A 24702-nucleotide genomic window follows, 5' to 3' on the forward strand; every position below is an offset into this window, starting at 1 on the left:
TTGGACTTGCTGGCATGCCACAGTGACCTCTGGCTGTTTTACTGTTCCCTTTGTCAGATGCAGTACGAGGAGCACAGCATGGGAGAAAACATTTCCTCTGAGGTAGTTTCAACCGGTGTCCCTGGCCTCGACGATATTCTGCACGGGGGGCTAACCGCTGGCATGATGCACCTCCTTTCCGGTGGTCCCGGCACCGGGAAAACCACCTTCTCTCTCCAATTCATTGCCGAAGGTATCAGGAGGGGGGAACAGTGCCTCTATATCACGGTCGGAGGCGCCGGCGATGAGTTGGTCGCCTTGGCGAAGGCGGGGGACATCAATCTCGATCCGGCATTTTTCGCCATCTATTCTGCAAAAATCACGGAGGAAATCCTCCAGGGTCCGGAGCAGAGGATTTTCCACTCGGCCGAAATGGAGCCGGCAGCTGTGCTGAAGGATTTGGTGGCTAAAATCCGGCGCGTGAAGCCGAAACGGCTGGTAATCGATTCACTGTCGGACCTGCGCCTTCTCACGGAAGACTACATCATGTACCGCCGGCTGGTCCTGTCCCTGCGGCAGGAATTGGAGGGGGGTGGTTCCACCGTCCTCCTTACCTACAACATCAATGTGGAGCGGACAGACGTCGATATGCACCTGGAGACCATCTGCCACGGGGTCATCTACCTGGAACAGGTGGTGCTCGGCTTCGGCCCTACACGTCGGAGGCTTCTCGTGCTTAAGATACGGGGCAGAACCTACCGCAGCGGCTGGCACGACTTCCGGATCGTGACAGGAGGTATCCGCGTATTCCCCACCCTGATCGCCGGCGAGCACAGAAGGCCTCCGAAAAGGGGACTCATTTCCAGCTGCAACGCGCAACTGGACCTCCTTTTCGGCGGGGGCTTGGACAAGGGGAGCGTGGTGGCCATCATCGGGTCTTCCGGCACGGGAAAAACGACGGTGGCTAGCCAGTATGTAGTCGCCGCCGCGAAAAATGCCGAGCACGTTGCGGTGTACCTTTTCGATGAGACGGAGGAGTCGTATCGGAAGCGGGCCGAGGGAATGGGGCTTGCGGTGGAAGAAACTGTCGACAAAGGTGTCATTGCGCTCAGCCATGTCGACATTGCCGAGTTCTCCATAGGAGAGTTCTCCGCGAAACTGCGCCAGGAGGTAGAGGAGCGGGATGCCCGCCTTCTGGTGATTGACACGCTGAGCGGCTACGCCAACTCCATGCCCGACCAGGACTACCTGGCGATCCATCTGCACGAGCTATTGACCTACCTGTCGCACATGGGAGTCACTACGCTACTGATCGTGGAACAGGAGGGTTTCTTCGGCAAGGAGCCGCTCGAGTTGAAAGGTGTCAGCTATCTAGCCGACACCATCTTGCTGCTGCGCTTCTTCGAGCACCGGGGAGAAGTCAGGCGCGCCATCTCGGTGGTCAAAAAAAGGGGATACGACCACGAGAAAACCATACGGGAGCTCACCATCAGTGGCAAAGGGCTTTCCATTGGCGAGCCGCTGGTGGAGATGCAGGGGGTGCTGACGGGGGTCCCCAACCTTGCCGTCTAGCGCGGAAGGGTCACACGGCGGCTTGGAAGAGCGGGTGCTCATGCTCCTGCCGGAGGGACGGGATGCCTGGTCGATGCCCCGGGTGCTGGAGCGGATACATGTGACCTACAAGATGTGCGCGACCCAGGCGGAGCTCTGCGCTGAAATCGGCAAGGGGGCCGGAGCACTGCTGGTCGAGGAGGAAGCCCTCTCTTCCGCCATGAAGCAGTGCCTGGTAGGCGCCCTGAGCGTGGGGGAGCCCCCCGCCTGGTCTGAATTGCCGATCATCGTGCTCTTGCGCCCAGGTCCCGAAACCCAGATGGCCCGTGACGCGCTGCTACTGCCAGGCGACGTGACCCTTGTGGAACGGCCGGTGCGGGTTAATACCCTGGTGGCCATCATCCGTTCCGCCCTGCGCAGCCGTCGGCGGCAGTACCTGGTGCGGGATCAGTTGCAGGCTCTGGAGGAAGCGAAGACACGCTACCACACGCTGTTCGTCTCCATCGACGAGGGGTTCTGCATCATTGAAATGCTCTACGATGCAACGGGCAAACCGGTCGACTACCGTTTCCTGGAAACCAGTCCTTCCTTCGAAAAGCAGACCGGGCTCAGGCATGTCGAAGGCAAAACCATCCGGGAGTTGGCGCCAGGGCAGGAAGAGTACTGGTTCGAAATATACGGACGAATAATCGAGACCGGGGAGCCCCTGCGTTTCGAGCGACCGGCCCAACAGCAGGAGCGCTGGTTCGATGTGTACGCCTTTCGTTTCGGCCCGCCGGAAAACCGGCAGGTTGCCATCCTGTTCAACGACATAACCGATCGGAAGCGGGCCGAATCGGAACTGCGCCGGGCGAAGGACGAACTCGAGGTGCGGGTCCAGGAAAGAACGGAGGAGCTGACTCGGGCGCTGCAGAGCCTGCGCAGCGAAACCGAGGAACGCTTCCGCGCTGCTGAAGAGCTGCGCGTCAAGGAACAGCAGCTCATGCAGCAAAGCCGGATGGCGGCCATGGGCGAGATGATCGGCTACATCGCGCACCAATGGCGGCAGCCATTGAATGCGCTGGCTCTGATCGTTCAGGAAACCTACGCGCTCTACAAAATGGGTCAGCTCCACGACGAGGCCTTCAATACCAGCACTGCGCAGGCGATGCGGGTGATCGGGCAGATGTCGCACACCATCGACGACTTCACCAGCTTCTTCAAGCCCGACAAGCAGAAGGTCCCCTTCTCGGTACAGGACATACTCGCCAAAACCATCAGGCTTGTCGACGCGAGTTTCCGGCACGCCAATGTGGCCGTCGAGGTCATCCCGCAGGATGATACCGTTGTCGAAGGTTTCCCCAACGAGTTTTCCCAGGTGCTGCTCAACCTCCTCATGAATGCCAAGGACGCTCTCTTGGAGCGAACAGTAAGAGAGCCGGCGATCACCATCCGCATCTTCACGGAAAACGGCAAGGCGGTGACAACCATTACCGACAATGCAGGCGGCATTCCCGAGGACGTGATAGAGAGGATCTTCGACCCGTACTTCACCACCAAGGGTCCCGACAAAGGGACGGGCATCGGGCTTTACATGGCCAAAGCGATCATCGAGAAACACATGGGCGGCCGCCTATCGGTCCGCAATGTCGAAGGCGGCGCCGAATTCAGGATCGAGGTGTGACTAGGTCATCTCCCCAGCAACCTTTCTGTCATCTGCCCGGAAAAACCGACGTTTCCCCCCTGTTTGCAGAGAGCTTGTTTTAGCGATGTGTGCCGGCTCGGCCTGGGCCAAGGAGCCGATGAGGGTCCTCGAGGGCGTTGTCTCCAAGGTTACAGGGACACCGTGCAGGTGCAGGATGCCCTGGGGAGCAAGGTGAAGGTGCGGCTCCATGGCATCGACGCGCCGGAAACGGAGAAGAGGAACCGGAAGACGGGCAGGATCTCGAAGACGGGGCAAACTTTTGTGGAAAGGTGTTTCAGGCGCTTAAGGGGAAGATCGGCGGGCAGAGGGTGAGTGTTGAGGTGCGGGAAATCGACCGGTACCGGTGGACGGTGTCTGTGGTGCGGGAGGGGTTCGCTTGGGCCTACCGGCAGAACCTGGAGCGGCCGTATGCCTCTGAGTATATCCGGGCTGAGGAAGAGGCCAGGCGCGAGCGGCGGGGGCTGTGGCGGCAGGGGTCCCGCAGCCGCCTTGGGAGTTTAGGAAAGGGCTGAGGATGCAATAGAAAGGAGGCAAAAAGCCTAACGGTCGGGCCGCCGTCCTTTAGATGCGTTTTTCCGGGTTTTGCCCTCCTCAGAGTGTCGGCAGGGCTAGCGGAGAGGTGGCACCTTCAAACGAACCGGTGCGGGAAGAACTGGCGCAGCCGGAAGCTGAGGCACAACACAGGCGGTTCGAGCGCCGGGAAAGCAGCCCGAAGGCATCCGATCTTCTGGCTTTTCCGGTCCACGGCCCGAGTTGACTCTATTGGGCGTGGATGCCACACGTCCTACGATGTAGCGGCGCCCCAGGCCCAGTCTCCACCAATAACAACAAAAATCTCAGACTTGAACTGTCGAGCAGTGAAAGCACGTTGCACCTGGCTCGTTACGTCATCCCTTACAGATGTTGCGCTGGCACCGTTATAAGTGCCCATTGCTGCAGTGGTTGGGATCACCACATCATGGCCCTGATCGGCCTTGATAACCCTTTTCAAGCCAATTTTTTCCAGATCAGCATACGCATTCTTGTAGTCAGCACTGGTTGCATTCTTGAGGTCAAAGGTACAAAATACCAAATAGCTCATAATTCCTCCGTAGAATTAGAATAAGTAATTGCTGCAAAACAGAGAATCTACTTAAGCTGAGACCTGCAGCCCCCTTTGCGCAAACTGTGATTCATGAATGGCAACAATATCGGAGCCGCGGAAAACCTGGGGGCCTTGAGGAACCCAAACACCGAAGGCAGCAGGTCAGCTAAAGGCGGTGGATTTGTTGGATTCTGTATAAATTCCGTCACAACTGGAGGTGGACGCCGTACCCCACCCATCTCTACATAGAAAGACACAAAAACTTCAAACGCATTCAATGTATTATCTTTGTCCCTACAGCACTCACCATAAAGCTTATCGCTGTTGTCACAACCACAGTATTCATCCCCTGATAGTTCAGTCAGCCTTTCATAAGGATGATGAGCAACCTGTCGCCCTGGCCATCTTCCAAAAACCTGCAAGTGCAGATGTCGAAACGCCCAAACAGTATAAAGGTCTAACAGATCAACGATAGGTTTGCCCAGTCGCCAGGTACCGTCACTATGATCGAAAGCACACACAGAACCGTCTGGGAAATTTGTGTGCCGAGGACCAATCCATTTAGGAGCTGTCAACGGGGGACCGACCCAGAATCCCCAACTCCGGGGAAATCGTACAGGGGAGAAGGGGATTCCGGTTAAAAAGACTACTCTTCGTGCTGGCATGGGAACCAACAAGCTTTCAGAAAGCAACCAAAGACCATCTGGTTGCACCCATACTTTGGTGCCAGGATAGGCTTCGGTTATCTCGCCTATCTGTTCTCTGTAGAGGGCTTCACAACTTGGGCCGAAGAGCGGTGCGGTTGTACCGGCCGGCCATGCTCCGTTGGTTGTCCCTTCCCGTCCTTCGGTCCCTGTCCATGCTGCGGCTGCGGGTCTTTTCTGTTCTGATCGTCCATAACTTTGCTCCTTCGCCCCATGTTTTTTTTGGGCTTCGACATCGTGGGGCAAGACGATGCCGGAGTTAAGAACCCTTACCTCAAGATTCAGATCAAGTTGCTGCCCGACCTCACGAACTAGCTCTCTCATGACCACCTACCCGAATTTTGACGACACGGTATCATAATCATTTTGATCATCACAAGACTTTTTATTGATTACTACATTAAATATTTTTAGCTTTCATGGTGGGGGCTGCAGTGGTATATTCCGCCGGGGCACTTCTCACCGAAAGGCCACTTTTTATCTAGGAGAAGATAATGGTGTCAGAGCAAGCCATAGAGATGGCGCGCGCACAAAAAATCCGCTTGGCGCATATTGATTTCAGGGTCAATTTTCTTGGGAGCATCGGAAGGAATGACTTGATTAGTCGTTTTGATGTCAAGGAGGCGGCAGCAACACGGGACATTGCGGAGTATAGACGCTTGGCGTGCAACAACCTTGTCTACGATGGTGCCTCAAAACGATACATACGTTCGGAGGTTTTCAGCCCACTGTTTAACTTTTCGCCAAGTCAAGTTCTAACCGCTCTGACCCAGGGCCTTGGAGATGACTTTGTAGGAATCCATAGAGCATATATAAGCTGTGAAACGCCAGCTCACTTAAGTAAACCATCTATTCTAATACTTAGCGCTGTTTCACGTGCTATATTCCAAAAACGGGCTTTGCATATCCAATACAGGTCTCTAACAAGCGGCATCTCTTCTAGGCAAATTGTTCCTTTCGCTTTGATTGACAACGGGCTTCGCTGGCATGTGAGAGCCTTTGATCGAAAAAGAGGACTGTTCACTGATTTTGTGCTTACAAGGATGATGGAAGCATCGGTGCTTGAAGACACAATATTGGAAAATGAAACGCGCGACGCAGACATTCAATGGAACAGGATTGTGGAATTAGAAATTGCACCACATCCTAAGGTGCAATACCCAGAGACGATTGAACTAGATTATGGCATGACTTCAGGGGTTCTGCAGGTGAATGTGCGAGCAGCAATGGCTGGATACATGTTGCGACACTGGAATGTTGATTGCTCCAAAGGGCATAAACACGATGGGAACGAAATGCAGCTATGCTTGCGCAACCCCGCCGCACTCTATGGTGTTCAAAACGCCCTAATGGCCCCTGGTTATGATGCGGAAAGCTGGAAGTAACAGACTACAAGACCGCCTGAGTGAGTTCCGCTAGTGAAGGCAGATTCCTCCTTCGGCCTACAGTATGTTATCGACATTTGGAAACGCTCCCTGAGAGGAAGAGGTTGATGCCTCTTTAAACAAAATGCCCCGGCTTTACCGGGGCATTTTCTGTTACAGCTACTTCGCCTGCTTGGCGACGATCTTGTCTTTTACCTTGTCATAGGTCGCCTTCGGCAGGATCTTCTTGCTGAGAAGCTGGTCTTTCTTCGCATAGGGGCGGCCGGCGAGGATCTTTTTGGAGTAGGCGTCGCCGACACCGGGAAGGGCTTTCAGGTCGGCTTCCGAGGCGGTGTTGATGTCGACCACGGCATCCTTGGGAGCGGCTGCGGCTGCCTTCTCTGCCGGTGCGGGTTTGGCTGCTTCCGCTGCTTTTGCAGGCTTTGCGGTCGGGGCTTTGTCGGCGGCGAAGCCGGTGAGGCTGACAGAGAGAGAGATGAAAACAGCGGAAATCAGGGTGACGATTTTCTTCATGCAGAACCTCCTGTTGGAATGTGAGCTGAAATATACACAAAATGGAAATCGGCGCAAGGCATAAGAGCATTCACGCGGGGGTGGGTAAAGAGAGCAACTTCTTTAACTCTGCAACTGTTAAAATTTTGTTGGGGCGCCTGTGTATCATCTTGTGGCAATTTGAGCATAGCGTAACCAGGTCCGTCTTTGGGTCAACCTGTTGCTTTCCCTTTAACGTACTAATGGGCTTAACATGATGCACCTCGACAAAGCCACTCCCGCGTTCACCGTACACCTTTTCAAAGTTGAAGCCACAAACCTTGCAAGTCAGGCCGTGGTGTTCTATGGCTCTGCGGCGATTTGGGGCGTCACGCTCGTATCTTTTGCCATAATATTGCTTTACTCCTCCTTCACCCCTTGGACCTGCATCTTCCATTATTTCGGCTTCGATGTCCTGAACAACAAGCGACTCAGGCAACTCGGCACCAAATGTTACGTCGTAGGATCTTGAATTACTACGCCGCTCCATGCACATAACAACGCGGTGAGGAGGCAGTTGATCCTGCTGGTATTGTTTCAGATGGTTGGGGAAAGATTTGTGCAGCAGAGATACGAATGACGAGTCCCAAAAGAGCCTAGTCCGCGCTGTCTGTTGCGACTCCATTGCTATGTGGGCAGGGTATGCCTTACCATCAGCTAGGAGCATTAGGTCAACTCTGTCACCGGGCTCCAGTTCGCGATCAAGGAAGAACGATCTGACGTCCTTGGGGATACCACTGCCATGATGAAGAAACGCAGATTTGTCCAATACCTTGGAAGCCCTGCTACGCCCTTCTATTGTCCAAGAGTATGATGCAATTAGGCGATCCTCTCGCGTCAACTGGTTGTAGAGAGTGAGAAGACGGTTACCTTCCTCGTCGGAAATAAAGTAATTGGTGTTCTGGCTGAGTCGCAAAATGCGGAGATTGCTAAGCAGTTCGTCACCACGTATATGTTCGGTAGACAGAAGCGTTCCTTTAGATATCGCACAGTGGTCAATATCAATCCAGCAACGCAATGCCACATCCTCTTCCGGCTTCGTCACCCAGTATGGCAGTGCCTCAGGGTGATCCGGCATGATGACTGGGGTGGAGGCTATATTACCTATAGCTACGATACCGTAAGGCCCCTTCTTTCCTCCCTTTGACCTCCAAAAGAAAACGCGATCCCCAACGGCGATATCGTTCTTGAAGTGTCCTTGCCGGATTGTCCAGGCAACCCGGCTAAAGGCACTAAGATAGCCGTCGATGTCAAAATCCTTCGGGTTCCCTTGGAAGATCCATGGCATGAGGTCTGCCTCCTCTCGGTGCTTTTGTGACTCCGACTTTTGCTGGTCTCCTTTTACTTTCTTCCAGAGGTCTACCAGCTACACCTTTTTACTGTTTCCCCACTGCCCTATCTTTGACGCGGGTGCCCTTCCGGCTAGCTTTGGCTGGTGCCTTGGCTGCCAGCGCTGCCATCGCAGCTTTGCCAGGTGCCTTGGCTGCCGGCGCAGCTTTCACAGCCCTGGCAGGGGCCTTTTCCGCCTTGATCTTGGCCATCCTCACGTCTCTTGCTTTGGCAAGGTTGTCGGCCAGACCACGGTCGTTGGCAAGCTTGCGGCGTGACTCGGAGTAGCTCTTCGCCACGAGGGACTGCTTCGATGGGATCCCGAACTGCTTCCTGTAGGCGGCCGGCTTCAGGTCATGGGCCGTAGCCAGGTGGCGAGTAAGGGTCTTGAAGCCGCCTTTGCCACAGATGAGGCAGACCACCTCGTTCTTCTTGAAGGCATCCTTGACTCGGACTGCCGGTTTTATCTCCCCTTCTGCCTCTAGGGTTCCTCCGGCATCGAGTTTCTTCAGGGCGGCGTGTACCTTGGCGATCTCAGCCAGAAGTTCGTCTGAGGTCATTGGGGTGCTGGAGGCATGAGCGGATACGAGTTGTGCGGCGATTTCTACGAGAGTGGCCATTGGTTCCCTCCTGGTGTTTAAAACCGCCCTGTACCTACTCATAGGGCTGGCAATGTCTGGATCTACCTGAGACTCGCCTTGACAATTAATCGACTTTTATAATAAAACCATTATAAATGCAATCGAAACTGCCCTGAAAAAGACATCCTGCTTGAACAGGGGACAAATTGCTGAGGAGCTTATGCACGGAATGGACTCCTGTACTTGAATTGGGAAGCGAGGGGGACACCATAAATGACATATCCCCGAACAAATGCCGAGCAGGGGTGTCCGGCTTCTCTCCTCCGCTGTGAGGGGAAATGAACATTTTCGAGGGAGGAAATGCATGGGCGCTTCAATAGAAAATCAGATTCAGGAGGTGATCAGTCGCTATAAAGACTCGGTCCACCTTAGGGTAAGCGACGCCTACCCGGACGGGGGCGTGGCAGGAGGCCTAGACCTTCTGTACATGCGTCTGGAGCGCGCAGCGCTAAATCAGGTTTGCGATGGCGATGCAACCTTTTCGCGCTATGCAATCTGGGCGAACACTTTACGCGACACCATTATTTCCTGCATACGGGAACTGGGGGAAGATGCTGCAAACCTTGAGGCGATCAAAATACTAGTTCAAGTGGCTAACGCTCTGTCTGCATTTTCGGATATCCAAGGGCTATTCGAACAGAGGCAAATGGCTACGTCAGAAGGCGAGTAGACAGACAAATCTGCATCAAAGGCCTTTCGGTGAAGGCTTGGGACCTCAGAAATGGTAACAATTAGCCTCAAAGTTATTTAATTATTGACATTGAAGATTATGAGGTAGACACTTCCTCTGTTTATTAAGTTTTAACCGGAGGAAAGACATGAAAAAACTTACAACTGTGACTTTCCTGATCCTCATGGCAGCGCCCTCGTTCGCTGATGAGTATGTTAGGGGGTACGCCCGTAGCAACGGAACCTACGTCAACGGGTACACCCGTAGCGAAAGGGACTCCAGCTACAACAACAACTACAGCACCTCCCCGAATGTCAATCCATACACTGGTGAGCGTGGCACCCGCTCTCCGACCTACAACGACCGCACCCCCACCTACAATACCAACACCTACGGCAACTCTGGCACCTACGGCAGCGGCAGCTATGGCACCCGCTCCGGTAGTGGTTCCTCGAGATCGTACGGCGGTTACGGCTACTAGGCGGTTCGGCTCAGAATGAGCCTATTCCCAATACAGGAGGTAGAAAAATGAAGTTGAAAGTCATGGCAGCGGCGGCACTCTTGGTGGCAGCATCGGCTACGTCCGTAATGGCGGCACAGGAAGGACCGTATGTTGGTCTTAACGCAGGGGTCGTATTTGTGCATGAAAGTACACTGGATGCAGGAGGCGGCGACAAGGCCGATCTCTCCTTCGATCCGGGTTTTGCCGTAGGTGGTGTCCTGGGCTACGAGTTCGCAACCGGCCCAAGGCTTGAAGCTGAAATTGCCTATCGGAAATCCGACACAGACGAGCTTTCGGCCCCTGGCTTCGGTTCTGAGAAGGTGGACGGAGATGTCGGCGTAACCAGCTACATGATCAATGCCTACTACGACTTCTCCAAGGAAGCCTCCGTCTCGCCGTTTGTCGGCGTTGGCCTTGGTATCCTTGACGGAAAACTCTCCGATGGATTCGATGACGCAAGCGATACCACCTTCGGTTATCAGGCCATGGTGGGCGTCACAGTTAAGGCCGCTCCGAACGTCAACCTTGACCTCAGCTACAGATACCAGGGCGCTGCAAGCGACTTCTCTGTGGACGGCGTCGACATGTCTTACGGCAGCAGCAACATCCTCGCCGGCGTAAGGGTGAAGTTCTAAGTACTTAGACAGCCGGATGTCAAAAGGCCCACACATTTCATGTGGGGGCCTTTTGCATTAACTACTTATCCCGATCTGCTGCTGTCGTCTGGGGCAGGGCTTGTTACTGGAGCCGAATTACTTTTGCTCTCATCCCTCATGAGCTTTCCAGCTCGTTGGAAACGGTCTGAAAGGACACGTAAATCCTCAACATCAGCCCCTGTGCGAGTGTACCCTCCCTTGTCTCAGCAGTCCGCCTATAAGAACAGCCGGTAATCGAGCTGGAGCCCCGTAGCCAGCTTCTTGGCGGTTTCCCTGCCGATCGGCCTCTTCCCCCGCTCCATTTCCGAGAGGTGGCGCTGCGGTATGCCGGAGAGTTCCGAAAGCCGGGTCTGGGTCAGCCCCGCCTTTCCTCTCGCGCCGCGAAGGATGGAGGCGGGCACGCTGCCGCGCCTTGCTGCCACCTCACGCCAAGGGACGGACTCCGCCTGCTCCAACTGCTCGGCGTACCTGGTGATGGCCGCGACATTGGCGGGATGCACCATCAGCTGCAGCGGGACCAGCCCTTCAGTAGGGCGCTTTTTCGTGCGTGCCAACATAGGTTACCTCCAAAAGCCTTACCCGGTCATCGATCACTTCCCACACGGCGACGTAGGTCGGCTTCCCCTTCTTTATATGGCAGTGATACCGTTGGGTCGTACCTTCCAGTTTGGAGTAGTTCTTCCAGTTGTAGCGGTTGGGGCCTAGAAGCTCAAACTCCGCGGTCAGCAGGTCCAGCCGGTCCTGCACAGCCCGTGGCAGGTTGTCGTACTGCTTCGAGGCTTTCCTGCTGTAACTCACGATCCATTTCATCCGGCATCCTATACTACTTTTTAGTATAATGTCAACACGCACTCCTGCGGCGGCGCCCTACTCCGCAGCTCCCGCCTTGCGCCGAAGCGGTATCACGTTATCCGGCAATTCCGGCACCAACGGTCCGCCCATGATCTCGACCAGTTTGTCGCGCCAGAGGGTCAAGGCGGTCTCGATTTGGCGCAGGTAGCGGTGGTGGTCGTAGTTCTTTTTGGTCCCCTCCCTGGCGTGGTTGAGGATCGCCTCGGCGGCGCTGGCGCTGATGCCGTCGATGTCCGACATGAAGGTGCGGCAGGTGCGGCGCAGGTCATGCGGCCCCCAAGGGGGAAGCCCCAGGTAGTTGTTCACGAAGACCACGTGTCCTAAGGCATTGGTCGAGATCGGCCTCAACTCGGCCGCCCCCCCTCCCCGCTTCTTCACCCTTGATTCGAAGATGTAACCCTTCTTGTCGCCGATCAGCGCCAGCGCCTCAGGCACCAGGAAAACTTTGTGGTCCATCCGGTTCTTGTCGTAGCGCGCCTTGGTCCTCGCCTTGGGAAGGGTCCACCAGTTGCCATCAATCTCGTCGGAGTGGAGCCCGAGCACCTCGCCCGGTCGCTGGCCGGTGAGGAGGATGAGGCGCAATGCGTTCCGGATTTCGACGCTCCCGGTGGCCCTTGAGAGCTCCTTCCAGAAGTGCTTTATTTCGTCCTCGCTGAAGGTCCTGCTCCTGACGCCCGGCACCAACCTGACCTGCACCGGCTTGGAGAGGAAACTCTTCACGCTCCCAAGGATGAAGGGGTTGGTCGGGATCATGCCTCGCGCCAAAGCATAGGAGAACATCGGACGCGCGGTACGGATCAGGTTACGCGCTGCGGCAGCGGACCTTGCGGAGACGTCCTTTACGAGTTTGGCGGCCTCCTCAGTGGTGATGCCGGCGACCTTCCTGGTGCGCCAGGTCTTGAAGTCGTCCAGCGTTCCGGGCTTGCCCGTGCTCAGGAGGATGCGCTTGATGCCGTACACGGAGATGTCGACCAGCTGTCCCTCGACGTTGTTGGTGATGTACTCTCTCGCCAACTCGTCAAAGGTCAGATCGTGTTTTGGGGCCTCGACTACCGGCTCGGGCACGGCCTGGGGGTTCACTCCGGCTTTCACCTTCTTACGTGCCGCTTCGAATTGATCCCGCGCCTCTTCCAGTGAAACCTGCGGGTAAGTTCCGAGACTCATCTCCCAGCGCTTGCCGTCCAGACCGTAGAGGTAAAACCACACCTTACCGCCTGAAGGAAGAACCCTAATGGTGAAGCCGTTTCCCTCGGAGCGGGTGTACTTTGCTGCTTCGGGTTTCAGCTTCCGGATCATGGTGTCGGTAAACATCGTGCTCTTGGAGCGTGCCATTTGCCCCTCGTTTTTTTGCAGCGATCGCTGCAAAATCGCTGCAATAATGTTGTGGGCTAGGATGTTCCGCGGTGAAACACCCTGAGCAACAAACTACAGTTAAATACGCGATTAGTCAAGGGTTACAAGCTGTAAGGAAACACAATGAACAGTGTTGAAACGGGGTGAAAGTGGAGTTTTTTTAAACTGCAAATCCTTCATTCATCGGTTCAAATCCGATTGCCGCCTCCAAATAAAAAGGGGCTTACAGTGACACACTGTAAGCCCTTTTTCTTTGTGCCCTAGTAGGTGCCGTAATTATCCCGCCCCTCCCCCAATGGCTATCGCCCTCCTCTGCAACATATTTCGCGCGCACCGCTGCCGATATGTTAAATCAGGTACCCTCCAGCAGCGAAAATCTGCAAGACCTTTGCCTCCCACCTAATCCGGATTAGTCGTACCGGCTTCCCAAAATCAATGCCCTGCCCCCCCTGCGCCTGTCCCCAGCCTTCCGCCCGCTGCAGGGAAAATTAGCTTGATACGAAGTATGTCTTAATTTAAAGTGCTTCAGCCGACCAAGAGTTGGGTGGAGGAAGAGGATAGTTTTCGCCACGCCTACGTACCATCGAAAAACAATCTCTGGAGGTTTCCAATTGAAAAAGCTAGTGATCCTAGCAGTTTCGCTTACTGCAGTGCTCGTAGCAGGGTTTACCTTTGTCAAAGGAACTCCGCAATACTCCCTTTACCAATTTAAACAAGCTGTCCAGAACCATGATCCTGATGCCGCTTTTAAATACCTTGATGTCGACTCTGTTGTCGACAATCTCGCCTCAGACCTTATGAACTCTCAAGAGATGAACAAACCGACCAGCAACCCTTGGGAAGAAGCGGGACAGAACATGGCCAAGGGCCTCGTGACGGTAATGCTCCCTAGCATTAAGGAGGCAATGAAGGGACAAATCAAGACCGCCATCACGACTGCCGAATCCGAGAAAAAGGAAGGCGACAAGGGCACAAATCCCATTAAAGGCTTGAGCAAGGGCAGCTGGTCTGATTTCGATGTCAAGGTGGAAGGGAAAATGGCCATTGTCTCCAACAAGCAGGACGACTCCCTGAAATTTAAGATGGTAAAGAGCTCAGAAGGACACTGGAGAATCACTCAGATTATGATCCCAAAGCCCATGAAATGACATAGATCCGGTTTTGGGCTGTGGCCAAATGGGGAATAGAAATAGTGAAACGGCTTTGAGATTTGAACAAAACTCAAAAGGAAAAGAATGAAACTGCTGATTTTATTGATTACCACCTGCCTGCTCTGTTCCTGTAGCCAGCTATATTATGGTTATCTGCCCGGTACTGATTACAAGATCCTGGAGCCGCAACGGAAAGTTGACCTTAAAGGAAAGAGCTTCGACATCCAGTTCGTAGACAGCAGGGACAACGTAAGCAAAATAAGTTGCTCCGACCATGATTTGGACCGGAACACTGAGCTAGAAGGCGAACTCGGTGCAAACCTTTTCCGGCAATCGGTGCTGACGATGGTTCGCCAATCAAACGGAAAGATCGATCCTCATAGCCCAAATAAATTGGTGGTCGAACTGGAAGTAGAATCTTTTGTGCTGATCGGAGCGGGGTACATCGTTCCGCATGGTTTCACACAATTTAAAGTTACCTCACCTTTCCTTTCGAAGAGGTATTGCACCGACATGTCCGACCATGACGATGATTCGCCATTAAAATGGTACTCATTTGCTACAAGAAAATCGGCGAGCCGGTTAATAGTTTCAGGAGCAACCCGTAGAACTGCCGAGCAGTTCGTGAAAGATCTCGCCGACAGCAACATCTGACCCGTCAAAGAATAACCTTTGCCCCTACCCTCGGAGTCAGCAGATGTCTCATAGTATCCAAATAACCTGCCCATCATGCGCATTGAGCCGCTTGGTATCTCTTGAAAAGATGCCGCAAACAGCGGTGACGGTCACGTGTCCCAAGTGCAACACCCCGTTCCTCTTCGACGCCCATGTCAGCGCACCGCTCCCCGCAATAGAGACACCACGACAACAACCTGAAGTTACCCCCTGTCTTTTGAGGGAATCGGGCGGAGAACCGCCAGGCGAGATTAAAGCGGCAAAAGGGACCACGGATTCGACTGGGACCGAGCCGGATTTGGAACTTGAGCGCCTGGCAACTGAACTGCAGGTGATAAGTTCCGGGGAGAGCAAAACAGGTTCCCTGGTGCTGCTCATTATCACGGTGATGTTCTTTTTCAGCGCGCAAATCGTATCGACCACGTGGCATGAAGTTCTTATCCTAGTGGGTGTCTTGTTCTTCCACGAGCTTGGCCACATGGCGGCAATGAAGATTTTCAAGTACACCGACCTGAAGATGTTCTTCATCCCCTTTTTCGGGGCCGCCGTATCCGGGAAAAACAGCAATCCTACTGCGGTGAAAAGCTGCATCGTCTCGCTGATGGGGCCGCTTCCGGGAGTAATTCTCAGCGTGGTGCTGTACATCCTGTTCTTTCTGACAAAAAACTACTACCTGTTCAAAACCGCACAGATCATGATGATGCTGAACGTCTTCAATCTGCTGCCGATCATGCCGTTGGACGGCGGCAGGTTTGTGGATGTGCTGTTCGTCAATCGGAGATATTTCCGGTTTGTCTTTGCCTTTCTGGGGGGCGCCGCATTTTTGCTCCTGGCCAAATCGGCAGGCGACTTCGTGCTTGGTTTCTTTGGCGTAATTACCATCTACGTCGCACTGTGCAACTTAAAGCTGCACGGTATCTGCAGTGAGCTGAAAGCTGAGGGGATAACGGCCGATTCGGTAGCAGAACTGATCGCTAACCCGAATGCACTGAAACGGGTTGTCGACAAAATGAGGCTTCCGTTTCCGAAGCTTTTCTGTCCCAACATGAATTACAAGGGCATCTTTGACAAGCTCACGGTCGTCATCGACACGATGAAGTTCAAGCCGGCCAGGGTTTTGCCAAAAACTTTTTTATTGGGCACCTATATTACCTGTATCTTGGCGTCTATCGCCGGGTTGTTCCTGTTCTTAGGGCTAAATTATAAGGAAGTCTCCCGTACCGTTGAGGTGGATGGAAAGAAGTGTACCTATGCGGAGCATCATGGTTTCGGGAAGAAGAGAAGTGAATGCCCGATCAACAGTCAACTCTACTATGACGGCAAGGGGACTGCCTACGCAGACGACGGTTCTGTGTCAGACATCTACTACTACAAAGATGGGTATCGGACCGGCGAGTGGCTCGGCCTCGAAAAGTCAGGCAATGTGGTAGAGAAGAGGAAATACGACCGTGGAAGGCTGGTAACGGTTGCGACATTGGAAAATGGTGCGTGGAAAACAACATCGGCTGAAGACAGGCCGGTCCTAAAAAGGTGGTCTGAGGAAATAGAGCGGATGTCTCAACCGTTCAAGTCAAACCACGAACATTTCTATGGGAAGTAGGGAGCAGGAAGAGCCACGAAATCACGCATCATCCTTCTTTTCCTTCGAAACGGGCGTGTCCGGTGGCGCTGGCCCCCTGGCGATCGGGAGATGCCAGCCCAAGCGGATAGCCATGAGCCGCAGCCCGAAACAGAGGACGGCGCCGGCAATGGTCACGGCCGTCGCAGGAAGCCCAAACGCAGAGCCGATCACAACCACGACGGCGCCAGCCAGCGCCGCTACGGCATAAATGTCGGAGCGCAGTACGGTGGGAACCTCGGTCAGGAGCAGATCGCGGGTCATGCCGCCTCCGATCCCGGTCAGCATGCCGAGCACCGCTGCCATGGCAGGGTTGAGACCAAACACGAGAGCTTTCTGTGTGCCGGCAACAGCGAAGAGCCCCAGTCCCGCGGCGTCGAACAAAAGCACCGGGTTGCGCAAGCGATCGATGATCGAGGGGCGCCAAAAGGTTGCCATTCCCGCAAGCAGCGAAGCCGCCAAGTAGTACCAGTTGCTGATTGCTGCCGGTGGCGTAGCGTCGATCAACAAGTCGCGGGCTATGCCCCCGGCATTACCAGCCGCAAACGACAGGACCAGGACCCCGAACAAGTCGAGGCGGCGTTTTGTTCCAGCCGTTGCTCCACTTAGCGCGAAGACGAACGTACCAGTGAGATCAAGCACCAGGAGAAGTGTTGCCATCCCGTCCTCTCTCATCTTAAACTCCGCAACCCCTCACCACACCGTGGACCGGCTTCCCTACCCCCTATGAGGCGAGCCACATAAGCGCCGCGACGACCATGGCCTCGACACCGGTTTCCAAGGTTGGATGGAGCACTGGCGCGAATTGCGGGCTATGGTTGACCGGCAGTTTATTGACCGTCCCCCCCTCTTTGGCCTTTGCATAGGTTTCCCGGTCGGTGCCGCCGACAAACCAGAAAACCGACGGCACGCGCCAGGCCGTACCGAAACAGCCAAAGTCCTCGCTGGCCGACGCCGGTCCGGTATGGTGCACGCGCACCGGGGAGAAATGAGCGCGGAAAGCCTCTGCGATCCGCTGGCTTGCCGCCTCATCGTTCACATTGAGCGGATACCGGTCCAAAGGCGTGATCTCCGGGCTCCGCGGAGCACCTGAGGCTACCGCCTCGGCGTTGACGATCCGTTCGATGGCAGCCAGTACGCGCTTGCGGACACCGGCATCAAAGGTCCGGACGTTCAGCTTTATGATCGCCTCGTCCGGTATGACGTTCTCCTTCGTGCCGGCTTGCAAGACGCCGATGGTGACGACCGCTGCCTCGGTTGCGGCGACCTCGCGGGAAACGATGGTCTGAAGCCGCAGGACGATGGTCGCGGCCATGACCACGGGATCAACGCTGGCTTGCGGCATCGATCCGTGTGCGCCACGACCGAACAGCCTGATTTGAAGACTGTCCGCCGCCGAGGTGATGGGGCCGGCACTTCCGGCGATGTCGCCGGCCGCTCCAAGCATGACGTGCTGCCCAAGCACCACAACAGGTCGGGGAAAACGGGCGAGCAGGCCGTCGTCGATCATGGACTGGGCTCCCTGCGCCGTCTCCTCGCCAGGCTGGAAGACCACCATCAACGTCCCGCGCCAGGCATTGCGTTCCTGGGCGAACAGGGCGGCAGCGCCGGCGAGCCAAGCCACATGCATGTCATGGCCACACATGTGTCCCACCGGCACGGCTTTGCCTTCTGCATCAGCCGTGGTCTCCTGGCTCGCATAGGAAAGACCGGTTGCCTCTTTAATAGGTAGTGCATCCATGTCGGCACGCAGCATCACCGTCGGCCCTTCGCCGTTGCGGAGCAGGCCAACCACTCCCGTCTGGCCGACACCGGTCGTCACCTCGTAACCTGCCTTGACAAGCCAGTCCGCCGCCAGCGCTGCCGTTCGCGTCTCTTGCATCGACAACTCGGGGTGGGCATGCACGTCTTTGTAAAGTGCTTCCAGGTCGGGGAGCAGTTGATCGAGATTCTTCAGGACGAGATCCGTGGGAATTGCTCTCTTTGTGTTCATACCTGTCTTCCTCGCTAGTCTGGCAAAGACCTACCTTTACGTGCCACCGGCGGCCGTCTGGCATGGCGCGGACTTGTAAAGTAAACCACAAAGGTTTTTTACAGCAATCATCGAAAATAACAGGAGACGTTGTTGATTGCGTTGGTCAGTGAGCAGTAAAAGTGTGGGCTGGTTGAGGTAGAAGCTTCGGTTTATCTTCCGTGGCGATAACCTGGCCAAGAAACACACCGCCATGTGCTTCAATAAGCCGCTCCGACACGTATGCCTCAGGTAGGTGACTTCCAGGGAAGCCAGCCATGCTCCGCGTGCCGAGCTCAAACGTTGCTCCTGAACGAAAAAGGAGGAGCTGCAGCTCCTCCCCCTTGTCCTACCTATCCTGATTTTTTTATCAGTCTGCCGATTTCTCTTAGCAACCAGGCCAATTCGGAATCACCACCAGCCTGAATCACGAAGAAAATCGCCCCCAATTCTGAGGAAGGATGTATTAGAAAAAACAATCCGCCGATAATACGCGTTACTTGTACTAGGACCCCCCGCAAAGCCGGCAGGTCCATGAGTTAGGCACCCCAAAAGGATATTTCTTTCATAAGTTTGACCTATAAGTTGTCACATAACCGTCATATCCACCTTTCCCAGGAACACGTACACAGGACTACCCGTTTCGTCTGAGCTACGTCATGACTTCCCTCCCACCCTTGATGATGTATAAGGTCGATTTTACTCTTGACGCCATGTCGAAGTCAATCAGGAAGCCCCACAAGCATTCGATTTACCACGACTTTAAATTATCAACGCTCCCCCACGCCTAGTACCTGGGATCGACTCCGACAGCTCTAACTGCCGGACCTAAGCCCGATGGCTAGCCTGCTATAATACGCGACTCCCAGAATCCTTTTCCTGCCCTCGAACTATATGTGTCCCTCTTCCCCCAACCGAACAATTAATTCATGTTTACATTAGTATTTTCTTGTGTTAAAAGGAAACCTCCTCGGTTTGTGTAGTATAAGCCCCCTATCGAAGCTTGGTAGGGGGCTTTGCTTTCTGCCTTGAAATCCACAAGACTCCCCCACCACGTCTTACCGCCAACCGAACCCGACAGCCCAACTGCTCAGCACAAGCCGGTAGACTCATCCATCCCGATTGGTGGGGTGCTTATCGCAGTTGAGGGCTCGTCTATCGCAGTTGATAACTCAGTTACCGGGGGGGACGACTCGTCTATGGGTTTGAGGACTCGTCTACCGGGTTGTTGGGTCCCCGCGGCGGTGCGAGCGATGTTTAATCCGGTCAAGCCGTGACACCTCCTGCGACAGCTGCCATGCCGCTACTTTGGCATCCCCCAAACTGACTTCAACTCCACAACTCATTACTTTACTATTTCACTTTAGAGTTTCTCCTTGATTTTTACGACTTTTTTAGTTAGTGATGTCTTCACGCATTACTTTACTACGGAAGTTGTAAAATGAAGGGGTCCATAACCAGAGTTTTCTTGACAATTGTGGTGTTATTATTGTTCTCCACGGGGGCGTATGCATCGGGGACGAAGCCGGGGTACAAGGGTTATGCTCGGGGCAACGCGCTGATCACGGCAGCCGAGTTGAAGCACCTCATCGACTCCAAGGATCCCAACCTCATCATCCTTGCTGCCGAGAACGAGCTCGAGTACCGCATGGGGCACATTCCCGGTTCGTTCATGGTGGATCGTCCCGACTATGAAGCTCCGGCCGAAACTCAAAACGGCATCACCGGCAACCTCATCAATGCCGAAGGGTTCACAAAACTGGCAAGGCAACTCGGCATCAATAAAAACTCGAAGGTCGTTGTCTACGACGCAAAGTACGATGCGACGCGGCTTTGGTGGGCCTTCTTCTATTACGGTAAAACCGACGTAAGGGTGCTGGACGGCGGGATCAAGGCCTGGAAAGACGCCGGGTACGACACCGAATTCCTGGCCCCCGAGAGGCGCAATGGCGGCAACTTCGTTGCCAAAGTCACCTATCCGCGCTTGAGGGTCGATACACCGGAGATACTGGCTCTCAAGGACTCGCCCAAGGGCCAGCTTTGGGACGACCGTGAACAGAAGGAATTCTGCGGCGAAGAACTGAAAAAGGGAGCCCATCGTAAAGGACGCATCCCGTGGGGGAAATTCGCCAACTGGGAACTGTTCAAACAGAAGGCCAACAAGGCGGAGTGGCTTCCCGCCGAGGAAGCGGCCGCCGCTGTCAAAAAGCTCGGAGCGGATCCTAAGAAGGACCAGTACTTCTTCTGCCAGTCCGGGGTGCGCTCCACGCAGGCGCTGTTCACTTTTTATCTCCTGGGCTGGTCCCTGGACAAACTGCACAACTACGACAGTTCCTGGATCGGCTGGTCCAAGGATGCTTCCCTCCCGATCGTCACCGGGTGCGGCACTGCGCCTACCGTAGCCTCCATCCCCTGATCATACATCTCAACTGCGGTGGGGAGGCTCCTCCCCACCTTCGGAACAGCTCATGGCAGTATCTGACCAGACAACCGTGGCAACAAGTGCAGCCGCCGGCAATGTCGGCCGTTGCACCGGATGCAATATCTGTGTGAAGGAATGCGGTTTCCTGCAGCGAACGGGAAACCCCAAGGAATTGGCAAGTGGAGCAGCGGAGTGCGACCCTTTCGAGTGCACCCTTTGCGGGCTCTGCACCGCAGTCTGCCCACTGGGGATCGACCCCGCCGCCTATTTTCTTGAGCGTCGGCGGGAAGTGCGGCAAGCAAAGGGAGCTGACGATCCCCGACACGCTCCGCTGATCGCATATGAACGAAGAGGCACCTCGCGCGCCTATACCTTCTACGGGCTGCCCGAGAACTGCAGCGCCGTCTTTTTCCCGGGGTGCGCCCTCCCCGGTTCCCGCCCCGAGGCGGTGTGGAAGGTGTACGAGGAGTTGAAGCGGACGCTTCCCGGTCTCGGTATCGTCCTCGACTGCTGCCTCAAGCCGTCGCACAGCCTGGGCAGAAAGGAACATTTCGGCGCCTCCTTCAGGGAGATCACGGATTATCTCCTCGACAAAGGGATTCAGAAGGTGCTGGTCGCCTGTCCCAACTGTCAGAGGATCTTCAGTGAGTACGGCAGCCACTTCACGGTGCAGACGGTGTATGAGGCTTTTGCCGGCATCCCCGGCGCAATTCCTGCCAGCCCCTCAGCCACGGTGGTCATTCACGATCCTTGCGTATCGAGGGGGATGAAGTCGACGCAGGACGCCGTCCGGGAACTTGTTGCGCGGCGCGGGCTTCACGTGGAGGAGATGAAGCATGCGCGGCAAAGGACCCAGTGCTGCGGACGCGGCGGCGGGGTCAACTTCGTGCGCTCCAACGCGCTCGAAGAGGCAGCCGCATCGCGTGCCGCCGAAGCGGCGGGAAGAGCGATGGTGACCTACTGCGCGGCATGCGCGGAAACCTACCGCGGCAAGACGACGACGATGCATGTGCTCGACCTCTGGTTGTCGCCGGAACTCGCCAAGGCCGGCAGGTCGAAGGTGTCGAGGGCTCCCTTCACCTATCTGAACCGGCTGGCACTGAAACGGAGATTTCGCAACAGTGGCTATTTCGCCGTCATGCGGGAACGGGGAGGGAAAGACGTGACAATTGAAACCACGAGACGCATAAAGGCCGCTACCATGGTGCTTGCGATAGCCGCAGCGGCGCTGCTGTTTCGGCTGGCCGGAGGGAGCCAGGTCTGCGATCCGGCAGCCCTGAAGCAGATGCTCCAAGGGCACGAGATACTGGCTCCGGTGATCTTCATCCTCTTGTACGGCATAACGCCGGTGCTCTTTCTGCCCGGCCTGCCGATGGCCATTGCTGCGGGCTTGCTGTTCGGCCCCTTTTGGGGAGTGGTCTACGCCATCACCGGGGCCACCTTGGGAGCCTCTGCGTCCTTCCTGGTGGCGCGGTACCTGGCAAGGGACTGGGTGACAGCGAAGCTCAGCGGGGAGATGTGGCAGAACCTTGACCGCAGGGTAGCTGAACAGGGATGGAAGATCGTGGCCATCACCCGACTGGTCCCCCTCTTTCCGTTCAACTTGCTCAATTACGCCTTCGGCCTGACCAGGATCCCGTTCCGGCATTATGTCACTGCGAGCTTCCTGTTCATGCTGCCGGCCTGCATAGCCTTCATCGTATTCTCAAGTTCCTTGCCGCAACTCCTCAAGGGAAAGGCCTCGCCGGCGCTCTTTGCAGGTGCGGCACTGATTGCTGCGGTCATGCTGCTCCCGGCCTGGTATCGGAAACGGGCCACGCCGTAACGATAGCATAGAGGCAAATCCCCTCTGTCTCCCCGCCGCAAAGGGGAGGACGTAGGGGCGTGTGGAAAAAAGTAGCCTGTCCCCTTTTCCTTTAAATCCGATTGCCGCCTCCGAAATGGGGCTGACAGTGTCACACTGTAAGCCCTTTTTGCATCCACCCACCTTCCCCATCAAACGCTAAGAGATCCTCGATGAAATCAGTCCGCCTCCCCTGGCTACGACCACACGTCTTTCGACGCCTTCTTGATCCGCTCGAATGGCTCCCGTTCACAAAATACCACGGCGTTTTTGGACGGGAAGTCTGCGAGCTTTTGGATAATTTCCTTAGGTAGGTACAACATGTTTCCTGTCCTTCCCTCGGCCTGCCAGACCATCGCGCTGTACTCCTCCTGATTTCTCACCGTCTGGATCTCGATAACCGCAACCAAGCCCTCGTTGAAATACTTCTGGTGCTCAGGGCAAAGGCCGAGATTTTCCGGGTGCACCGGGGGGCGGTCCGGGCGGGACAGGATGCCCTGCGGGGTGGAGGAAGGGTGTATGCTGTCGTCCAGTTCGTACAACTCTGCAGCGACTGAGTTGCTACATCTTTTGAGGCAGACCACGCAGAGCTTTTCGGTCATGCTGCACCTCCGGCTTCTGAGTTTTCAAGAATCCATTGGCCTTTTTTATTCAGTCCACGTGACCTGTCCGCAGCGCAGGAGTGGGACCTCTACCTACACCCCTTCACGGTCGGCAGTGTAGACGGTACGAGGGTATCACCGGCCGCGAGTTTTCCAACCGGGGTAATGTCGTAGAGGATATGGACGTCCTGACGCTGAAGGCAAAAACGGTAGGCAAAAGATCAAGGTGCTGGAGATCGATTGGTATAGGCGCGGCATGGGGGGCCTTCCGCCATAATTAATTACTGGAAGGATCGTCTCAGGCGTCTGGACTCAGTCCCTCCCCCCCGTTGAGCTGCAACCTCATCAGGAAACCCTTTGCGCGTGCTTTGGCCTAAGTAGTAGTTTTGGCAGCGGTCATGTATTTGGCCCCAACATCTTGCGCCCCTGCCGTGAAGCCGCGGCAGGGGCGCTTTTCTATGGGAGGACAAGCACCGGACTATCAAATAGAAAACCGATTTCTGGCTGTGGTGCCGCCCCTGATACTGATAATTCGATCTCCCCACCGATAAAACTACTGTCTGGGTGCCTTGGCGGCGTTTTCCTCAGGTGTCAAGCGACTTTCGACGCTTAGCGTAAACTGCCAAAGCAAAACAACCAGCTCCAAGCAACGTCACTGTGCCCGGTTCGGGCACAGGAGGGACAGGCCTACCCGAGGACGCGAATTGAGCACTTTCATAGGTTTTGCCGTCCGTTCCGACCTCAGAAAAACCTCCTATCTGACCAGCAAACATGTATGCCGTGTTGGGTGACGTCACCGCAAAAGCGGCTGCAGACAAGGGCCCCGTCGGAGAACTCAGGTAAAAATCTAAATAACCTGTCCTGTCGCTTCCAGAGCCGGACGTTACCAATTCGAACTTGCCATAAGGTCCCACTCCCCCAAGCTCACTACCAGGGGAGTATTTATAGGTCCAAGTGCTTGGATACGAGAATTCCAAGCTGAGATTAGTTAGGCCGGTGTTCTCATTGAAATAAAAATCTTTAAGGCCAAAGTTTGATCCCGTTGAATCGTAGCCTGCCTGAAGCAGGTCAACTGTGATATGAACTTTGCCCTCCTTAGCATCATCCAGGGTAATGTTAGCCCATGGTCCACCCGTGAGGTTGGAGTTGTTCTGGTCAAAACTGTAGGTTAGAGTTGTGGCCCTTGCTTCTACTGTGGCCAGCAATGCCATCGCAGCGATAGCACAGGAACACATTATTTTCATGACAACCTCCTCTTTCTGGGCACTTTAATCATGCACCGCCTCAGCATGCCCCCCAAGGATTTGTTTTCGCTCCCCGTAAGCCGATGTTGGAGGATCTGGGGTCGAATTCCGGGAGACGTAGGTTCCCTCGAAGAGGGTTAAGTATCTGAGAAGGTGGTGGCGAAGGGTGCTGAGGCTGGTGACAGGGGCACTGTGCTGCACAAAAAGACCTTCTT

Annotated in this window: 23 protein-coding genes; 12 read left to right on the forward strand and 11 right to left on the reverse strand. The window is 55.2% G+C overall.

The window, feature by feature from the left end; genetic code table 11:
- Positions 1-78: 78 nt before the first annotated feature.
- The 3 genes from H7687_RS07775 to H7687_RS22090 all read left to right on the forward strand — a co-directional run bounded on the left by H7687_RS07775 (position 79) and on the right by H7687_RS22090 (position 3726).
- A complete protein-coding gene (locus H7687_RS07775) occupies positions 79-1551 on the forward strand; it encodes an ATPase domain-containing protein (RefSeq protein WP_183346489.1) in 1473 nt (490 codons plus the stop codon).
- Positions 1541-3193, forward strand: coding sequence for a sensor histidine kinase (locus H7687_RS07780; protein WP_183346490.1), 1653 nt, complete (start codon positions 1541-1543; stop codon positions 3191-3193). Before H7687_RS07775 ends, H7687_RS07780 begins: the two co-directional genes overlap by 11 nt.
- 380 nt (positions 3194-3573) lie before the next feature.
- Entirely contained in the window at positions 3574-3726 is a 153-nt protein-coding gene (locus tag H7687_RS22090; protein WP_281376693.1) for a thermonuclease family protein, read from the forward strand.
- Positions 3727-3998: 272 nt separating this feature from the next.
- Here H7687_RS22090 and H7687_RS07790 read toward each other — a convergent pair whose 3' ends face one another.
- On the reverse strand, positions 3999-4295 hold the full coding sequence (locus H7687_RS07790; RefSeq protein ID WP_183346491.1) for a hypothetical protein: 297 nt from the start codon (positions 4293-4295) through the stop codon (positions 3999-4001).
- A 1201-nt stretch (positions 4296-5496) separates the two neighbouring features.
- Between H7687_RS07790 and H7687_RS07795 the strand changes: the two genes are divergently transcribed.
- On the forward strand, positions 5497-6387 hold the full coding sequence (locus H7687_RS07795; RefSeq protein ID WP_183346492.1) for a BrxR family transcriptional regulator: 891 nt from the start codon (positions 5497-5499) through the stop codon (positions 6385-6387).
- 159 nt (positions 6388-6546) lie between these two features.
- On the opposite strand, the gene H7687_RS07800 is transcribed toward H7687_RS07795, so the two are convergent.
- The 3 genes from H7687_RS07800 to H7687_RS07810 all read right to left on the reverse strand — a co-directional run bounded on the left by H7687_RS07800 (position 6547) and on the right by H7687_RS07810 (position 8867).
- Positions 6547-6900 (reverse strand): ComEA family DNA-binding protein, encoded by a 354-nt coding sequence (locus tag H7687_RS07800; RefSeq protein WP_183346493.1) that lies wholly within the window; start codon positions 6898-6900, stop codon positions 6547-6549.
- Positions 6901-6970: 70 nt separating this feature from the next.
- Positions 6971-8206, reverse strand: coding sequence for an EVE domain-containing protein (locus H7687_RS07805; protein WP_183346494.1), 1236 nt, complete (start codon positions 8204-8206; stop codon positions 6971-6973).
- A gap of 88 nt (positions 8207-8294) precedes the next feature.
- Positions 8295-8867, reverse strand: a complete 573-nt coding sequence (locus H7687_RS07810; RefSeq protein WP_183346495.1) for a Ros/MucR family transcriptional regulator — start codon at positions 8865-8867, stop codon at positions 8295-8297.
- 325 nt (positions 8868-9192) lie between these two features.
- On the opposite strand from H7687_RS07810, the gene H7687_RS07815 reads away from it, so the two are divergent.
- The 3 genes from H7687_RS07815 (at position 9193) to H7687_RS07825 (ending at position 10695) form a co-directional block, all read left to right on the forward strand.
- Positions 9193-9558 carry a hypothetical protein gene (locus tag H7687_RS07815; RefSeq protein ID WP_183346496.1) on the forward strand — a complete coding sequence of 122 codons (366 nt, stop codon included), beginning with the start codon at positions 9193-9195 and terminating at the stop codon, positions 9556-9558.
- Between the two features lie 166 nt (positions 9559-9724).
- A complete protein-coding gene (locus H7687_RS07820) occupies positions 9725-10039 on the forward strand; it encodes a hypothetical protein (RefSeq protein ID WP_183346497.1) in 315 nt (104 codons plus the stop codon).
- Positions 10040-10086: 47 nt separating this feature from the next.
- A complete protein-coding gene (locus tag H7687_RS07825) occupies positions 10087-10695 on the forward strand; it encodes an outer membrane protein (protein WP_183346498.1) in 609 nt (202 codons plus the stop codon).
- Between the two features lie 236 nt (positions 10696-10931).
- Here H7687_RS07825 and H7687_RS07830 read toward each other — a convergent pair whose 3' ends face one another.
- The 3 genes from H7687_RS07830 to H7687_RS07840 are packed head-to-tail and all read right to left on the reverse strand — an operon-like array spanning position 10932 to position 12900.
- The gene (locus H7687_RS07830) at positions 10932-11273 is read right to left on the reverse strand and encodes a helix-turn-helix domain-containing protein (RefSeq protein ID WP_183346499.1); all 342 of its coding nucleotides are present in this window, start codon (positions 11271-11273) and stop codon (positions 10932-10934) included.
- Entirely contained in the window at positions 11242-11526 is a 285-nt protein-coding gene (locus H7687_RS07835; RefSeq protein WP_183346500.1) for a cytotoxic translational repressor of toxin-antitoxin stability system, read from the reverse strand. Before H7687_RS07835 ends, H7687_RS07830 begins: the two co-directional genes overlap by 32 nt.
- Positions 11527-11583: 57 nt before the next feature.
- Positions 11584-12900: a tyrosine-type recombinase/integrase gene (locus tag H7687_RS07840; RefSeq protein ID WP_183346501.1), complete on the reverse strand. Its 1317-nt coding sequence runs from the start codon at positions 12898-12900 to the stop codon at positions 11584-11586.
- 632 nt (positions 12901-13532) lie between these two features.
- Here H7687_RS07840 and H7687_RS07845 point away from each other — a divergent pair.
- The 3 genes from H7687_RS07845 (at position 13533) to H7687_RS07855 (ending at position 16347) form a co-directional block, all read left to right on the forward strand.
- Complete coding sequence (locus H7687_RS07845) at positions 13533-14069, forward strand: DUF2939 domain-containing protein (protein WP_183346502.1); 537 nt, start codon at positions 13533-13535, stop codon at positions 14067-14069.
- A gap of 87 nt (positions 14070-14156) precedes the next feature.
- Positions 14157-14726, forward strand: a complete 570-nt coding sequence (locus tag H7687_RS07850; RefSeq protein ID WP_183346503.1) for a hypothetical protein — start codon at positions 14157-14159, stop codon at positions 14724-14726.
- A 43-nt stretch (positions 14727-14769) separates the two neighbouring features.
- Positions 14770-16347, forward strand: coding sequence for a site-2 protease family protein (locus tag H7687_RS07855; protein ID WP_183346504.1), 1578 nt, complete (start codon positions 14770-14772; stop codon positions 16345-16347).
- Between the two features lie 21 nt (positions 16348-16368).
- On the opposite strand, the gene H7687_RS07860 is transcribed toward H7687_RS07855, so the two are convergent.
- Together H7687_RS07860 and H7687_RS07865 are read right to left on the reverse strand one after the other, a co-directional pair.
- Positions 16369-17025, reverse strand: coding sequence for a trimeric intracellular cation channel family protein (locus H7687_RS07860; protein ID WP_183346505.1), 657 nt, complete (start codon positions 17023-17025; stop codon positions 16369-16371).
- Positions 17026-17089: 64 nt separating this feature from the next.
- On the reverse strand, positions 17090-18358 hold the full coding sequence (locus H7687_RS07865; protein WP_183346506.1) for a M20 family metallopeptidase: 1269 nt from the start codon (positions 18356-18358) through the stop codon (positions 17090-17092).
- Between the two features lie 1507 nt (positions 18359-19865).
- Between H7687_RS07865 and H7687_RS07870 the strand changes: the two genes are divergently transcribed.
- Positions 19866-20792, forward strand: a complete 927-nt coding sequence (locus H7687_RS07870) for a sulfurtransferase (protein ID WP_371877559.1) — start codon at positions 19866-19868, stop codon at positions 20790-20792.
- A 52-nt stretch (positions 20793-20844) separates the two neighbouring features.
- Entirely contained in the window at positions 20845-22623 is a 1779-nt protein-coding gene (locus H7687_RS07875; protein WP_183346508.1) for a VTT domain-containing protein, read from the forward strand.
- Between the two features lie 215 nt (positions 22624-22838).
- On the opposite strand, the gene H7687_RS07880 is transcribed toward H7687_RS07875, so the two are convergent.
- Together H7687_RS07880 and H7687_RS07885 are read right to left on the reverse strand one after the other, a co-directional pair.
- The gene (locus H7687_RS07880) at positions 22839-23243 is read right to left on the reverse strand and encodes a hypothetical protein (protein ID WP_183346509.1); all 405 of its coding nucleotides are present in this window, start codon (positions 23241-23243) and stop codon (positions 22839-22841) included.
- A 584-nt stretch (positions 23244-23827) separates the two neighbouring features.
- Positions 23828-24487 carry a PEP-CTERM sorting domain-containing protein gene (locus H7687_RS07885; protein WP_183346510.1) on the reverse strand — a complete coding sequence of 220 codons (660 nt, stop codon included), beginning with the start codon at positions 24485-24487 and terminating at the stop codon, positions 23828-23830.
- Between the last annotated feature and the right edge of the window lie 215 nt (positions 24488-24702).

The organism is Geomonas paludis (assembly GCF_014193585.1).
GTDB classification, from domain to species: domain Bacteria; phylum Desulfobacterota; class Desulfuromonadia; order Geobacterales; family Geobacteraceae; genus Geomonas; species Geomonas paludis.